The organism is Streptomyces sp. 35G-GA-8 (genome assembly GCF_023534745.1).
Classification (GTDB): Bacteria; Actinomycetota; Actinomycetes; order Streptomycetales; family Streptomycetaceae; genus Streptomyces.
In genome coordinates this window covers 367,402-381,218 of sequence record NZ_JAMHJQ010000008.1, presented here as the reverse complement: position 1 = coordinate 381,218, position 13,817 = coordinate 367,402, and the positions used below count along the sequence as shown (strand labels likewise).

Here is a 13,817-nt window from a genome sequence, read left to right as displayed (position 1 = left end):
CGACCACAACGACCACAACGTCCGTTGATTCCGGAAGAGAGACAGCTTGTTAACGCGAAGGCAACATGTGGCCCACTTCACAGCACTTCTCTCAACTCTTCACGCACAGCATTCCGAAAGGCGGCACACGTGCGATTGCGCACCCCCCTGGCCCTGCTGGGGTCGGCGCTGCTGGTGCTGGTGGGGCCGCCGCTGCTCTCCGCGGGCAGCGGCGACGACACCGGTACGCAGATCCCCGGCCTGCGCTTCATGGTCCCCAATACCCCCGGCGGCGGTTACGACATCACGGCCCGCACCATGGCCAAGAACGCCGAGGACGCCGAACTCACCCACAACATCGAGGTGTTCAACCTGCCCGGGGCAGGCGGCACCGTCGGTCTCGCCCGGCTCGTCGGTGAACACGGCAATGGCAAGCTCGCGATGTCCATGGGGCTCGGGGTGGTCGGCGCCGTCCACACCAACAAGTCGCCCAAGACCCTCGCCGACACGACCCCGATCGCCCGGATCACCGAGGAGTCGGACATCGTCGTCGTCAGCAAGGACTCCCCGTTCAAGACCATCGACGACCTGCTGACGGCATGGAAGGCCGATCCGGCCAAGGTCCCCGTCGGCGGCGGCTCGGCTCCCGGCGGGCCCGACCATCTCGCCCCCATGCTGATGGCGCAGGCCGCGGGGATCGCGCCCAAGACGGTCAACTACGTACCGTTCGACGGCGGCGGCGAACTCCTCGCCTCGATCCTCGGCAACAAGGTCTCCTTCGGCGTCTCCGGCCTCGGCGAGTACCGCGACCAGATCGAGTCGGGCGAGCTGCGGCTGCTCGCGGTCACCGGCCCCGAGCGGATCCCCGGCCTGGACGCCCCCACCCTGCGCGAGTCCGGCCTCGACACCGACTTCACCAACTGGCGCGGCATCGTCGCCCCGCCGGGAATCTCCGACGCCGAGCGGACCAAGCTGCTCGCCTTCGTCGAGAAGCTCCACGACTCGTCCCAGTGGCGGGACTCCCTCAAGAAGAACGGCTGGGACGACGCGTTCCTGACCGGCGAGAAGTTCGGCGACTTCCTCGCCGATGAAGACCGCCGCGTGGACTCGGTCCTCAAGGAGCTGGGACTGTGATGACACCCACCGGCACCCCGGAAACACCGAATAGGACGGAAGCGTCCGGAGCCCCCGAAGCACCGGGCACCGGCCCCGGCGCCCGCTCCTGGCTGCGCGAGCACTCCGAGATCGGCGTCGGGCTCCTCCTGCTCGTCCTCGGTGTCCTCGTTCTCACCGACGCGCTCACCATGAACGTCGACATCGCCCAGCGCGGCCCGGTCGGCCCCAAGACCGTCCCGATCGTCGTCGGCATCGGTCTGCTCGTCGTCGCCGTACTGCTCACCCTCGACGTCCTGCGCGGCGGGCGCGGCGAGGCGGAGGGCGGCGAGGACATCGACCTGGCGGAGCCCAGCGACTGGCGGACCGTACTGCTGCTCGCCGGTGTCTTCCTCGGCAACGCCGTCCTCATCGGCCCGCTCGGCTTCCCGATCTCCGGCGCCCTGCTCTTCTGGGGCTCGGCGTACGCGCTCGGCAGCCGCCACTACGACCGTGATCCGCTGATCGCCGCGGGCCTCTCGCTGGTCACCTACTTCGTCTTCAACAACCTGCTCGGTGTCCCCCTCCCCGGTGGCCCGCTGATGGGGGTGCTGTAACCGATGGACTCCCTGAACTCGCTCATCGACGGATTCGGTACGGCGCTCACGCCGATGAATCTGCTCTGGGCCGCGATCGGCGTGCTGCTCGGCACGGCCATCGGGGTCCTGCCGGGCATCGGCCCCGCCATGGCGGTCGCGCTGCTGCTCCCGGTGACCTACGGGCTCGAACCGACCGGCGCCTTCATCATGTTCGCCGGTATCTACTACGGCGCGATGTTCGGCGGCTCGACCACCTCGATCCTGCTCAACACGCCGGGTGAGAGCGCCGCCGTCGTGGCCGCCATCGAGGGCAACCCGATGGCCAAGGCCGGACGGGGAGCGCAGGCACTCGCCGCGGCGGCCGGCGGGCACTTCGCCGGCGGCATGATCGGCACGATCCTGCTGGTGGTCCTCGCGCCCACCGTGGCCTCGCTCGCGGTGGACATCGGTGCCCCCGACTACTTCGCGATCATGGTGCTGGCGTTCATCGCCGTCACCTCCGTCCTCGGCTCCTCCCGGATCCGCGGCCTCGCCTCGCTGCTCATCGGACTCACGCTCGGTCTGGTCGGTCTCGACCAGATGACCGGTCAGCAGCGGCTGACCTTCGGCACGCTCCAGCTCGCCGACGGCATCGACGTGGTGATCGTCGCGGTCGGGCTCTTCGCGATCGGCGAGGCCCTGTGGGTCGCCGCGCATCTGCGGCGCACCACGGGCGAGGCGATTCCGGTCGGCCGGCCCTGGCTCGGCAAGAAGGACGTACGCCGCACCTGGCGGCCCTGGCTGCGCGGACCGCTCATCGGCTTCCCGTTCGGCGCGATCCCGGCGGGCGGCGCGGAGATCCCCACGTTCCTCTCGTACGTCACGGAGAAGCGGCTCTCCAAGCACAAGGACGAGTTCGGCAAGGGCGCCATCGAGGGCGTGGCAGGACCCGAGTCCGCGGCCTCCGCCTCGGCGGCCGGCACGCTGGTCTCGATGCTGACCCTCGGGCTGCCCACGACGGCCGTCGCGGCCGTGATGCTGGCCGCCTTCCAGCAGTACGGCATCCAGCCGGGACCGCTGCTCTTCGAACGCGAACCCGACCTGGTCTGGGGCCTGATCGCGTCGCTCTTCGTCGGCATGGTGCTGCTGCTCGCGCTCAACCTGCCGCTCGCGCCGGTCTGGGCCAAGCTGCTGCGCGTCCCGCGCCCGTACCTCTACGCCGGCATCCTCTTCTTCGCGGCCGTCGGCGCGTACGCGGTCGGCGGGGAGGCGCTGGACCTGATCATCCTGCTGATCATCGGTCTGATCGGCTTCGGCATGCGGCGGTACGGACTGCCGGTGCTGCCGGCCGTGATCGGCGTCATCCTGGGCCCGGCCGCCGAACAGCAGCTGCGGCGCGCGCTCCAGATCAGCGACGGCAGCGTGACCGGACTGGTCAACACACCCTTCTCCGTGACGGTGTACGCGGTGATCGTGCTGCTGCTCGCCTGGCCGGGGGTGAAGAAGCTGATCGCGCTGCGCCGTGACCGCGGTGACCGTAGTGACCGCGGCGACCGCACGGATGTGACCGTGTGACGGACGGGGCCGGGCCGTACGAAGGCTGAGCCACGGCCGCGCCCCTTGCCTCCCCCAACGCCGCCCCGCGACCGCCACCCCGGTGGTCGCGGGGCGGCGGCGCGTATCCGGCACGAGGTCAGGGGCGTTGTCAGTGGTGGCTGTCACCATCGGGGCATGACCACGATCGACTGGGATTCCCTCGCCGACTCCTTCGACCAGGAGCCCGACCACGGACTGCTCGACCCCGCCGTCCGCGCCGCCTGGGCCGCCCGGCTGGGCGGCTGGCTGCCCGGGGCGCCCTCCCGGGTGCTCGACCTCGGGTGCGGTACGGGCAGTCTGGCCCTGCTCGCCGCCGAGCAGGGCCATCAGGTGACGGCCGTCGATCTCTCGCCCCGCATGGTGGCTCTGGCGAAGGCCAAGCTCGCGGGTACGGACGCGGAGGTGCTGGTCGGTGACGCGGGGCGGCCACCGGTGGGGGAGCGGACGTTCGATGTGGTCCTGGTCCGCCATGTGCTCTGGGCGCTGCCCGATCCCGAAGCGACCCTGCGGCACTGGACATCGCTGCTGCGACCGGGCGGCCGGCTGGTACTGATCGAAGGGGTCTGGTCCGGTACGGGCCTGCCCGCCGCCCGGCTCACCGCCGCCCTGGCGCCGCTCACCGAACGGGTCCACCATGAGCGGCTGTCGGCGGATCCCGCCCTGTGGGGCCGCCCCGTGGACGACGAGCGCTACGCGCTGATCGCCAGGACGGCCCCGACCCCGCGCCATACCGAGGTCGTCGATGTCCATCTGATCCTGCGCAGGGGCGACGAGATCCTGCTCGCCCGCCGCTCCGGCACGGGATACGGGGACGGTCTGCTCAACGGACCCTCCGGACATGTCGAGCGGGGCGAGGACGTCCGTACGGCCATGATCCGTGAGGCGTACGAGGAGATCGGTGTCGAGCTGACCCCCGCCGATCTGCGCGTCGCGCTGGTCATGCAGCACCGGGGACCGGCCGGGCAGCCCCGGATCGGCTGGTTCTTCGAGGCCGGGTACGGCGCGGGGGGCGAGCCGTACAACCGGGAGCCGGAGAAATGTTCCGGCCTCTCCTGGCATCCGCTGTCCGCGCTCCCGGACGATCTGGTCGCCTACTGCCGCGCGGGCCTCGACGCCTACCGCGCCGGCGAACGGTTCGTCATCCACTGGCATGAGGACGGCGACCCGATCGCCCACACCCCGGGCAGCCCCGACCGGTCGGTCATCCTGCCCGCCACCCTCGATCACACGTTCCGTCGCGTTCCGGCCACCCCTGCCGTGTACCGCCCGGTGGTGGTGGGTCGTGGGGGAGAATCTGTCCGTGACCTTGAAGATCGTGATCGACCCGGCCGCCACGACCGCACCGTATGAACAACTGCGTGCCCAGATCTCCGCCAAGGCGCGGTCCGGGGCGCTGCCGGTCGGATACAGACTCCCGACCGTACGGGGCCTCGCCGAGGAACTGGGACTGGCCGCCAACACCGTCGCCAAGGCATATCGCGCGCTGGAGACCGACGGGGTGATCGAGACCCGTGGCAGAAACGGTACGTTCGTCGCCGCCGCGGGGGAGGCCGCCGAGCGCGAGACCGCGGCGGCGGCACGGGCCTACGCGGAGCGCGCCCAGCGCCTGGGGCTCGGCCGGGCCGCCGCGCTCGCCGCGGTGGAGGAAGCCGTACGGGCCGTCTACGCCAAGTGACCGGGGGCGGCGCGGCATCGGGGCGTCAGAGGTGTCGCACGTATCAGAGGTGTCGGACGTATCAGAGGTAGAGGCCCGCGTCCTCGCCCGTGTGCTGGGCGGGGACCGACGCCGGGCCGGTGCCCCGGCGCAGCGCGTACAGCTCCGCCAGCGTCGCCCCCTCGCGGCCGACCGCCGTCTCCCAGTCGCCGTCCTCCCCGCTCAGCCAGGACAGCGCCTCCGGACGGGTCAGCGAGCCGACCTCGATCCTGGCCAGACAGCGGCCCGGCCGGACCACGGCCGGATGCAGTCGCTCCAGATCCTCGTTGGTCGTCACGCCCACCAGGACGTTCCTGCCCTGGCCGAGCAGTCCGTCGGTGAGGTTCAGCAGCCGCGAAAGCGCCTGGCCCGCCGTGTGCTTGGCCTCACCGCGGATCAGTTCGTCGCAGTCCTCAAGGAGCAGCAGCCGCCAGCGGCCCTTGGCCGAGCCGTCGTCCTCGCCGATCGCGATGTCCATCAGATAACCGACGTCGTTGAAGAGCCGCTCCGGGTCGAGCACACAGTCCACCTGGCACCAGTCGCGCCATGACCGGGCCAGCGTCCGCAGCGCGGAGGTCTTGCCCGTGCCCGGCGGGCCGTGCAGCAGAAGCAGCCGGCCCGCGATGTCGTCCGGGGTCACCTTCATCAGCCGGTCCATCGCGTCGGCCACCGGCGCGGTGTAATTGGGCCTCACCTCGTCCCACGTACCCGCCGCGATCTGCCGGGTGGTGCGGTGCGGGCCGCGGCGCGGCGAGACGTACCAGAAGCCCATGGTCACGTTCTCGGGCTGCGGTTCCGGCTCGTCCTGCGCGCCGTCGGTCACCTGGTGGTGGATCTTCTCGGCCAGTTCGGAGCTGACCGCCGTCACCGTGACATCGGCGCCGCGGTTCCAGCGGGACACCAGCAGCGTCCAGCCGGCGCCCTCGGCGAGGGTCGCGCTGCGGTCGTCGTCGCGGGCGGCGCGCAGCACGGTCGCGTCCGGCGGCAGCAGGGTCACACCCGTTCTCACCCGGTCGATCGTGGAGCTGTGGGAGTACGGCTGCTCGCCCGTGGCGAAGCGGCCGAGGAACAGCGCGTCGACCACATCCGAGGGCGAATCGCTGTCGTCGACGTTGAGCCGGATCGGCAGGGCGTCCTGAGGCTTGGCAGACATGTCGCCCATGATCCGGCACAGGGGCGGCCGATGCACGGTGTTTTGCCCTGTGGCGGATGCTTGTGGCCCAAGGTTCCGGGGCACCTGCCCACGGGCCCCGGCGCCGCCCGTACCCGTATCCGTCACCCGTATCCGTCATCCGGGGCCGGCCGCGATCCGGCGGCTCACCTCCCGGGCGATCGGCCCCGCCCGCCGGGCGCGGCGCACCATCGCGTACCCCTTGGTCAGCACCCGGTCCCCGGCGAACGCGCGGCCGACCGACCTGCCCTCCACCAGGCGTCCGAATTCCTCGATGCCCGTGGTGCGGCGCACCGTCACCCGCGCGAGGGCGTAAGGGCCCTGGCTCCGGCGGGCGAGCGCGTTTCGCACGGCGAGCGACTGCGTGAACCCCGCCGCGCGGACCGTACGCCGTACGCGCCGGCTGGAGTAGCCGTACGGATAGGCGAAGGAGACGGGCGGGGTGCCCAGCTCCGTCGCGATGATCTCCCGGCAGCGCCGGGTCTCGAAGCCGAGCCGCCGGTTATCGAGCTGGTCCAGTTGCGGATGGGTGTGGCTGTGGCCGCCGATCTCCGTACCGGCGGCGGCCAGTTCGCGCACCTGGTCCCAGTCGAGCATGGTGTCCGGCGCGCCGCCCTCGTCGTACGGCCCGCGCAGCCACCCCGTCGAGACGAACAGCGTGGCGGGGAAGGCGTACGGGGCGAGAGCGGGGAGTGCGTGCCGGTGCACGCCCTCGTAGCCGTCGTCGAATGTGATGAGCACGGGCCGCCGCGGCAGCGGGGTGCCCGTGCGCCAGGCAGCGGCGAGCCCTGCCGTGGTCATGGGCGTGAACCCGCGCTCGTGCAGCAGCTCCATCTGCTCACCGAACGCCTCGGGCGAGACGGACAGCGCGTACGTGGCGGCCGGGGGCCGGTGCCCGACGGCGTGGTACATGAGGATCGGTACGGCGGTGCCCGTCTCGCCCCCGCTCACGCGACCGCCCCCCGGGGGCCGGTGCGGGCGGTGCGCGGTACGGCGGCACTCTCCACCGGACCGGAGGAGAAGGCGACGCCCCCGCCCCGGCTACGGAAGAGGCCCACCAGATAGCCGGCGGTCGTCATCGTCACCCCCGCGACGATCGCGCAGGCCCGGCCGAGACCGCCCGGCCGCCCTCGCAACGCGTCGCGCACGCCGCGCACCACGCCCGCCGGAAGCACGCGGGTGGTGTAGCGGCGCTCGGACGCGAGCCCCTTCTCCGCCCCCACGCTTCTGGCGACCAGCGCCTTCGACAGCCCCTCGGCGTAGGTACGTGTACGGAAGTAGCCGAGCCGCGTGCGGACCCCCGGCACCTTGTGATGAATGACCGACCTGTCGTCGATCAGGATCACCGCGCCCGGCACGGCCGAGGCGAGCCGGATGCACAGCTCCGTCTCCTCACAGCCCAGCGGACGCTTGTCGCCGTCGCGTCCGATCCCCGTCGCGAACCCCCCGGCCGCATCGAACGCGGTGCGCCGGAAGGAGGCGTTGCCGCCGAGCACATTGCGCACCCGCGCCCTGCCGTGCGGCAGTCCCCGGTACGTACAGCCGACAACCCAGTCGAACTCCTCGGGGAACCACCCCGGCCTGCTCCCCGAGGCCCAGACCGGTATCGTCCGCCCGCCGACCGCCAGCACGCGCGGATCGTCGTACGCCTCGTCGAAGAAGCGCAGCCACTCCCGCTCGGCGACGGCGTCGTCGTCGAGGAACGCGACCAGCTCGCCGCAGGCGGCGGCGATGCCGGTGTTGCGGCCCGCGGAGAGGCCACGCGGGCCCGCGTTGGCGAGCACCCGCACCTCCCCGCGCGCCGCGTGTTCCCGGTACTCCCGGCCGAGCCGTGCGAGCAGAGCCGCGTTGTGGTCGACCACGAGGAGTGTCTCCAGGGCCGGCAGCGACTGGTGCCGTACCGAGTCGACGGCCGCGAGGATGTCGTCCCAGCGGTCCTCGGTATAGACGCAGATCACCACGGAGAACGGCCGCCAATGGCGGGGGCGGGGGGGATGGGGAGGCCGGGGGTGGTGGCGGTGGTGAGCACGGGTCACAACACCTCACCCCCGGGCATCGTGGGTGCCACGGGGACGACGGGGACCGCCGGGATGGTGAACCGGAGCCCGGCCGGACGGCGGCGGACCGCTCGGACCGACCGGGGGATGCCTCTCTCGCGCAGTATCACCCGCAGCACCCGGAAGCCGTCGCGGACGGCTCTCAGATTGCTGACGCCATGGATCCGGTCGTACTCGTGGCTCGGAATCTCCTGCACCCTCAGCCCGGCCTTCACCACCCGGATGTTCATCAGGGTCTCGACCTCGAACCCGGTGCAGTCGAGCGTGATCTCGTCCAGGCAGCGGCGCCAGAAGGCGTTGTAGCCGTAGCAGAGATCGGTGTACCGGGCGCCGAACTTGGCGTTGACCACGGCGCAGAGCACCCTGTTGCCGAGCTTGCGGATCGGTGTCATGTCGTCCGTACCACCGCCGTTGGCGAACCGTGAGCCCTTCGCGAAGTCGGCGCCGGAGACGAGGGCCGACACATAGGAGACGATCTCCTGCCCGTCGGCCGAGCCGTCCGCGTCGACCATCACGATGATGTCGCCGGTGCAGGCGGCGAAGCCGCTGATCAGGGCGTCACCCTTGCCCGTGCCGCGCTGTTCCACGACCTTCACGTCCGGCCGGAGCGCACGGGCGACCCGGACGGTGTCATCGGTGGAATTGCCGTCCACGAGCACCACTTCATGGATCCAGTCGGGCAGGGATCTGAAGACATACGGAAGGTTCTCCGCCTCGTTCATCGCCGGTATCACGACGCTCACGGGCGGGGCGATCGCCAAATGAGAGGAGACGGGCCGATAGGGCCGCTCGCTCACCGGACGTGGCCGACTCGCCATGATCCGGGACGGAATGATCAATGGATCTTCGCCTGAGGATTCCGGGCGCGGAACAGCGCTCACTTGTCTTTCTCCCTCTCGTCCGGTGGACCGCCCGCCCCCGGGCGGTCCGGCTGTGTTTCCGGTTCGAAAGGGGGGTTCTCACCCCGGCCATGACGGCATGGAACGGAGAACTCCCGCTGGACGGGTGAGCGTTGGAACGTGTCGCGCGGCATGCGACTCGGCACCGCACGCGGTCACCGAGTGCGGCCACCCCCCTACCGCGGCCCGCGCCGGGAGCCAACGCGACGTGGGGGCCCTCCCCTTGAGCCATGCGTGCGATGGGCCGATGCGGGCGGATGTACGACGGTATTGATGCTTGGGGCCCTATGGCAAGACCTGGAACCTCGGAGCGGTTTTCGCTTCTTTGGCCGTACATCGCCGGTCACATCCGTAACCTCCCTGATCGGTTCAATTCAAGCAGGGGTGAATTATGTGCTTCTGCCGCTTCGGCAGGAAAGCCTCTGAGAATGTTCTTGGCATGAACACTTCCAGTGAACTGAACTGCCTGGTAACAAAGTTGAGGCAGCAATCCTGCTAGGAGAGGTCTTATGAAACTGTCCCGCATCACAGCGTTCTCGTCCTCGCTCCTCCTGGGTGCCGTGCTGGCTCTCACCGGAGCCGCCACGGCCCAGGCCGCGGACTCGGCGGCAGCCGTCGACTATGTGGCGCTCGGCGACTCGTACTCCTCGGGCGTCGGCTCCGGCAGCTACGACAGCGCGAGCGGCAGCTGCAAACGCACCCCCAAGGCGTACCCCGCCCTCTGGGCGGCCGCGAACGCACCCGCCTCCTTCGCGTTCACCGCCTGTTCCGGTGCCCGTACGGGTGATGTGACCGCCAGTCAGCTGGGCCCGGTCAACTCGGGAACCGATCTCATCAGCATCAGCATCGGCGGGAACGACGCCGGCTTCGCGGATGTGATGACCACCTGTGTGCTCCAGTCCGAGTCGACCTGCCTCAGCCGGGTCGCGCAGGCGCGCGCCTTCGTCGACAGCACGCTGCCGGGAAACCTCAACTCGGTGTACACGGCGATCAGATCGAAGGCGCCGTCGGCCCGGGTGGTCGTCCTCGGCTATCCGCGCTTCTACCAGCTCAACGGCAACTGCATCGCGGGGCTGAGTGAGGCGGAGCGGTCCGCGATCAACGCCGCCTCCGACCATCTCAACGCGGCGACGGCCAAGCGGGCGGCCGACTACGGCTTCACCTTCGCCGATGTCGCCGGGGCCTTCACCGGCCATGAGATCTGCTCCGGCTCGGCGTGGCTGCACAGCGTGAACTGGCTCAACATCGGCGAGTCGTACCACCCCACCGCCGCCGGTCAGTCGGGCGGCTATCTGCCGGCCTTCCGCTCGGCGGCCTGACGGGGCTGACGGGCCTGACGATGGCGGGGCCGGTGACCGGGGTCTGGTGAGACCCGGAACCGGCCCCGCCGCACGCACCGGCCGGGATGCGGCGAAGTGTCCAACTCGCCCTGAAATAAGATGGATCGGGCGGTGGTGGTCACTACCCGTACGGGTGTGGTCAATCGCAAAGGCGGTATACACGGGTGTCCGGGTGGGGCGATAGGGTTAACCTGCCCGGGCCGGGTGCCCTCGTACGGGTGGGGAGTGAAATGAAACAGATAACGGTGCACAGCAGGGCGCGAGTCCCTGCGATCACATGCGGGAGCAGCGCGTCCAGTTCGCGCCTCGACCGCCATCTCTCGGTGCTCGGCGGTCCCGCCGTGCCCCAGCGGGAGACGGCCGAGGCGACGCTGCTGATGCAGGAGCTGACGTCGCGTGACAGCTCGGAGACACATGGAAGCAAGGGCGCGCGCGTCTCGCTCTTCGCGCCGCTGCGGCGGCTGCGGCGGACGCTGTTCGGCAGCCGCCGCTGATCCTCACGGCGCCACGGCGTCGGCGTGCCGCACCGTGAGGGCGTGACCGCCTCACGGCGTTTCCGCGTTCCCAACTGCCCGAGCCCGCCCGAGCGTTCCCGAATGTGCTCGGGTGATCACGCCGCCCGGATGCGGCGCCGCACTCCACTCGTCCGTCTTCCCCAACGGCCCGTGGCGGTGCGCCGGAGCGTACGCCCGGTGCGTGACCTCTCCTCGGGCGGCGGCCCGGCCGGTGATCCACTCCCCGACACCGGTCCGGGCCCGCCGCCCCGCACGTCGCCTCCCCCCGCTCCCTCCTCACCCGTCAGTCACTTCCCGGCGTACCGCCGGACCGCGAGCGGTACGAACAGGGCGAGCAGCAGCAGCGAGCACAGCAGCGATCCGGCCACCGGATGCGCCACCGGCCAGGCGGCGTCCGCGGCCGGCGCGGCATTGCCGCAGAGATCGCGCACGGCCGCGGCGAGCGCGCTGATCGGGTTCCACTCCGCGAGCACGCGCAGCCAGCCGGGCAGCCCCTCGGCCGGGATGTACGCGTTGGAGAGCAGCGGCAGGATGAATGTCACCGCGCCGAGCTGACCGGCCACTTCCTCATTTCGGATGAGCAGGCCGAGATACGTACCGACCCAGTTGGCCGCGAACCGGAAGAGCAGCAGCAGTCCGAGGGCACCGAGCGCGCCGGGTACGCCGCCCTCGATCCGCCACCCCACCGCGATCCCCACCAGCAGCAGCGGCACCATCCCCACGGCCGTGGTCAGCAGATCCGCCGCGGTCTGCCCCAGCGGTACGGCGACCCTGCTCATCGGCAGCGTCAGAAACCGGTCCATGACACCGCGCTGCACGTCCTGCGACGCCTGGAACATCCCCGTCATGATGCCGCCCGCGGCCGTCGCGGCGAGCAGACCGGGCACGAGATACGCGCGGTACTGCTCACCCGGCATCGCCAGCGCGCTGCCGAAGACATAGCCGAAGAACAGCAGCATGTTGATCGGCATGGCCTGGGTGAGGATCACCACGCCCGGCGCATGCCTGATCCGCTGGAGGTGACGTCCGAGGACGGCACCGCTGTCGTACGCGATCGCGTTCACGCGGCGTGCTCCTTGTCGTGTCGCCCGTCGTGCTCCCGGGCGGGTGACTCGTCATGTCGGTGCGGGGCGCGGGGCTCCGTACGGTCGGTCAGTCGCAGGAAGACCTCGTCGAGCGTCGGCGGACGCAGGCTCGCGTCGGCCACCGGCACCCCCGCCGTGTCCAGCTCCCGCACCAGCCGGGGCAGGGTCAGGGCCGGGTCCTTCGCCACGGCACCCGCGGTACGGCGCTCCCGGTCGAGCGCGGGTTCGGCGCCGGTCAGCCGGTCGAGTACGGCCGCCGCCGCGAGGATCGCGGTCTCCGCCGCGGCCTGCTCGGGCTGCTCGGCGAGGACGACCTCCGCGTACGAGCCGATGCGCGCCTTCAGTTCGGCCGGGGTGCCGCGGTGGGCGGCCCGGCCCCGGTCGATCAGCACGATGTCATCGGCCAGCCGGTCGGCCTCCTCCAGATACTGCGTGGTCAGCAGGATCGTGGTGCCCCGGTCGGCGAGTTCGCGCACGGCCCGCCAGATCTGATTGCGGCTGTGCGGGTCGAGGCCGGTGGTCGGCTCGTCGAGGAACAGCACCTGGGGGCGGGTCAGCAGGCTGGCGGCCAGATCGAGCCGCCGCCGCATGCCGCCGGAGTAGGTCCGTGCCGCCCGGTCCGCCGCGTCCGTCAGCTCGAAGCGCTCCAGCAGCTCATCGGCGCGGGCCCGGCCCGCCGGACCCCTGATACGGAGCAGCTTGGCGAAGAGCCGCAGATTCTCCCGGCCCGTCAGCTCGCCGTCGACGGAGGCGTACTGGCCGGCGACCCCGATCGACCGGCGCACCGCGCGCGGATCGGCGAGGACGTCGTGCCCGGCGACCAGGGCGGTGCCCGCGTCGGGGGTGGTGAGGGTGGTCAGGATCCGTACGGCGGTGGTCTTGCCCGCGCCGTTCGGCCCGAGCACCCCGCAGACGGTGCCCTCCGCGACGGCCAGATCCAGGCCGCGAAGGGCGTGCACATCGGCGCCGTAGCGCTTCTCCAGACCTTCACTAAGTACAGCGTACGTAGTTGTCATGCCGTCCACCGTAGCGCACTACGTACGTTGTACGTAACTAAGATGGTGGACGAGGTGATGATCGATGGCGGGGCGACCTGCTGAACCCGAAGTGATCTGGGCACGCCCGGAACGGTCAGGACGCGGACCCAAGCCGGCGTTCAGCCGCGCCGACATCGCGGCGGCGGCCTGCCGTATCGCCGACGCGGGCGGCCTCGACGCCGTGACCATGCGCCATGTCGCCGCCGAACTGGGCTGCGGCACGATGTCGCTCTACAACTACGTGCCGCGCAAGGAGGATCTGTACGAGCTGATGGTCGACCGGGTCTCCGGCGAGTACGACCTGCCCGAGAAGCCCACCGGGGACTGGCGGGCCGATCTGACCGCCCTCGCGCACCGGGCCCGCGCGATCATGCACCGGCATCCCTGGATGGCACGGCTGATGTCGGCGGTCTACGGGCTGAGCCCCAACACGATGCGGTACCTCGAATACAGCCTGAGCTGCCTGGACGGGATGGACGCGTCCTACGGCGAGAAGATGGAGCTGGTGGCCATGGTCAACGGGGTCGTGACCACCTATGTCGCCAATGAGCTCCAGACGGCCGAGCGCACCAAGTCCCTGCCCTGGTCGGCGGAGAAGGAGCACGCCGTACGCATGGCCTATCTGGGGCGCGAGATCGCCTCCGGGCGCTATCCCCGCATGGCGGCGGCGTTCGCGGAGGATTCGGGACCGATCGATACGGAGGCCGTCTTCGACCGGGCGCTCGCGCGGGTCCTCGACGGGTTCGACGCCCGGCGGCCCACGTCGCCCTGACGC

At 70.8% G+C, this 13,817-nt stretch carries 14 protein-coding genes; 8 read left to right on the top strand and 6 right to left on the bottom strand.

Annotated features, from left to right (window positions below; genetic code table 11):
- Window positions 1-129: 129 nt before the first annotated feature.
- The 5 genes from M1203_RS20735 (at window position 130) to M1203_RS20715 (ending at window position 4,920) form a co-directional block, all read left to right on the top strand.
- Window positions 130-1,113 (top strand): tripartite tricarboxylate transporter substrate binding protein, encoded by a 984-nt coding sequence (locus M1203_RS20735; RefSeq protein ID WP_249951242.1) that lies wholly within the window; start codon window positions 130-132, stop codon window positions 1,111-1,113.
- A complete protein-coding gene (locus M1203_RS20730; RefSeq protein ID WP_249951241.1) occupies window positions 1,113-1,688 on the top strand; it encodes a tripartite tricarboxylate transporter TctB family protein in 576 nt (191 codons plus the stop codon). The genes M1203_RS20735 and M1203_RS20730 overlap by 1 nt, the downstream gene beginning before the upstream one ends.
- Window positions 1,689-1,691: 3 nt before the next feature.
- Window positions 1,692-3,224 (top strand): tripartite tricarboxylate transporter permease, encoded by a 1,533-nt coding sequence (locus tag M1203_RS20725; RefSeq protein WP_249951240.1) that lies wholly within the window; start codon window positions 1,692-1,694, stop codon window positions 3,222-3,224.
- Between the two features lie 156 nt (window positions 3,225-3,380).
- Entirely contained in the window at window positions 3,381-4,595 is a 1,215-nt protein-coding gene (locus M1203_RS20720; RefSeq protein ID WP_249951239.1) for a methyltransferase domain-containing protein, read from the top strand.
- On the top strand, window positions 4,546-4,920 hold the full coding sequence (locus M1203_RS20715) for a GntR family transcriptional regulator (protein ID WP_249951238.1): 375 nt from the start codon (window positions 4,546-4,548) through the stop codon (window positions 4,918-4,920). The genes M1203_RS20720 and M1203_RS20715 overlap by 50 nt, the downstream gene beginning before the upstream one ends.
- A gap of 61 nt (window positions 4,921-4,981) precedes the next feature.
- Here M1203_RS20715 and M1203_RS20710 read toward each other — a convergent pair whose 3' ends face one another.
- The 4 genes from M1203_RS20710 to M1203_RS20695 form a co-directional block, all read right to left on the bottom strand.
- Complete coding sequence (locus M1203_RS20710) at window positions 4,982-6,091, bottom strand: DUF5925 domain-containing protein (RefSeq protein WP_249951237.1); 1,110 nt, start codon at window positions 6,089-6,091, stop codon at window positions 4,982-4,984.
- A gap of 135 nt (window positions 6,092-6,226) precedes the next feature.
- Window positions 6,227-7,021: a polysaccharide deacetylase family protein gene (locus tag M1203_RS20705; RefSeq protein ID WP_249951322.1), complete on the bottom strand. Its 795-nt coding sequence runs from the start codon at window positions 7,019-7,021 to the stop codon at window positions 6,227-6,229.
- A gap of 35 nt (window positions 7,022-7,056) precedes the next feature.
- Window positions 7,057-8,067: a glycosyltransferase family 2 protein gene (locus M1203_RS20700; protein ID WP_249951236.1), complete on the bottom strand. Its 1,011-nt coding sequence runs from the start codon at window positions 8,065-8,067 to the stop codon at window positions 7,057-7,059.
- Between the two features lie 74 nt (window positions 8,068-8,141).
- Complete coding sequence (locus M1203_RS20695) at window positions 8,142-9,047, bottom strand: glycosyltransferase family 2 protein (protein WP_249951235.1); 906 nt, start codon at window positions 9,045-9,047, stop codon at window positions 8,142-8,144.
- A gap of 527 nt (window positions 9,048-9,574) precedes the next feature.
- On the opposite strand from M1203_RS20695, the gene M1203_RS20690 reads away from it, so the two are divergent.
- A complete protein-coding gene (locus M1203_RS20690) occupies window positions 9,575-10,384 on the top strand; it encodes an SGNH/GDSL hydrolase family protein (RefSeq protein WP_249951234.1) in 810 nt (269 codons plus the stop codon).
- A 251-nt stretch (window positions 10,385-10,635) separates the two neighbouring features.
- Window positions 10,636-10,899 (top strand): hypothetical protein, encoded by a 264-nt coding sequence (locus tag M1203_RS20685; RefSeq protein WP_249951233.1) that lies wholly within the window; start codon window positions 10,636-10,638, stop codon window positions 10,897-10,899.
- 308 nt (window positions 10,900-11,207) lie between these two features.
- Here M1203_RS20685 and M1203_RS20680 read toward each other — a convergent pair whose 3' ends face one another.
- Together M1203_RS20680 and M1203_RS20675 are read right to left on the bottom strand one after the other, a co-directional pair.
- Window positions 11,208-11,984, bottom strand: coding sequence for an ABC transporter permease (locus M1203_RS20680; protein WP_249951232.1), 777 nt, complete (start codon window positions 11,982-11,984; stop codon window positions 11,208-11,210).
- Window positions 11,981-13,021, bottom strand: a complete 1,041-nt coding sequence (locus M1203_RS20675) for an ATP-binding cassette domain-containing protein (RefSeq protein ID WP_249951231.1) — start codon at window positions 13,019-13,021, stop codon at window positions 11,981-11,983. Before M1203_RS20675 ends, M1203_RS20680 begins: the two co-directional genes overlap by 4 nt.
- A gap of 64 nt (window positions 13,022-13,085) precedes the next feature.
- Between M1203_RS20675 and M1203_RS20670 the strand changes: the two genes are divergently transcribed.
- On the top strand, window positions 13,086-13,814 hold the full coding sequence (locus M1203_RS20670; protein WP_249951230.1) for a TetR/AcrR family transcriptional regulator: 729 nt from the start codon (window positions 13,086-13,088) through the stop codon (window positions 13,812-13,814).
- The last annotated feature ends 3 nt before the right edge of the window (window positions 13,815-13,817 follow it).

Coding starts and splice junctions, on each gene's coding strand:
- M1203_RS20730 (WP_249951241.1), top strand. CDS start 1,113: ATGACACCCACCGGCACCCCGGAAACACCGAATAGGACGGAAGCGTCC.
- M1203_RS20725 (WP_249951240.1), top strand. CDS start 1,692: ATGGACTCCCTGAACTCGCTCATCGACGGATTCGGTACGGCGCTCACG.
- M1203_RS20720 (WP_249951239.1), top strand. CDS start 3,381: ATGACCACGATCGACTGGGATTCCCTCGCCGACTCCTTCGACCAGGAG.
- M1203_RS20710 (WP_249951237.1), bottom strand. CDS start 6,091: ATGTCTGCCAAGCCTCAGGACGCCCTGCCGATCCGGCTCAACGTCGAC.
- M1203_RS20705 (WP_249951322.1), bottom strand. CDS start 7,021: ATGTACCACGCCGTCGGGCACCGGCCCCCGGCCGCCACGTACGCGCTG.
- M1203_RS20690 (WP_249951234.1), top strand. CDS start 9,575: ATGAAACTGTCCCGCATCACAGCGTTCTCGTCCTCGCTCCTCCTGGGT.
- M1203_RS20685 (WP_249951233.1), top strand. CDS start 10,636: ATGAAACAGATAACGGTGCACAGCAGGGCGCGAGTCCCTGCGATCACA.
- M1203_RS20675 (WP_249951231.1), bottom strand. CDS start 13,021: ATGACAACTACGTACGCTGTACTTAGTGAAGGTCTGGAGAAGCGCTAC.
- M1203_RS20670 (WP_249951230.1), top strand. CDS start 13,086: ATGGCGGGGCGACCTGCTGAACCCGAAGTGATCTGGGCACGCCCGGAA.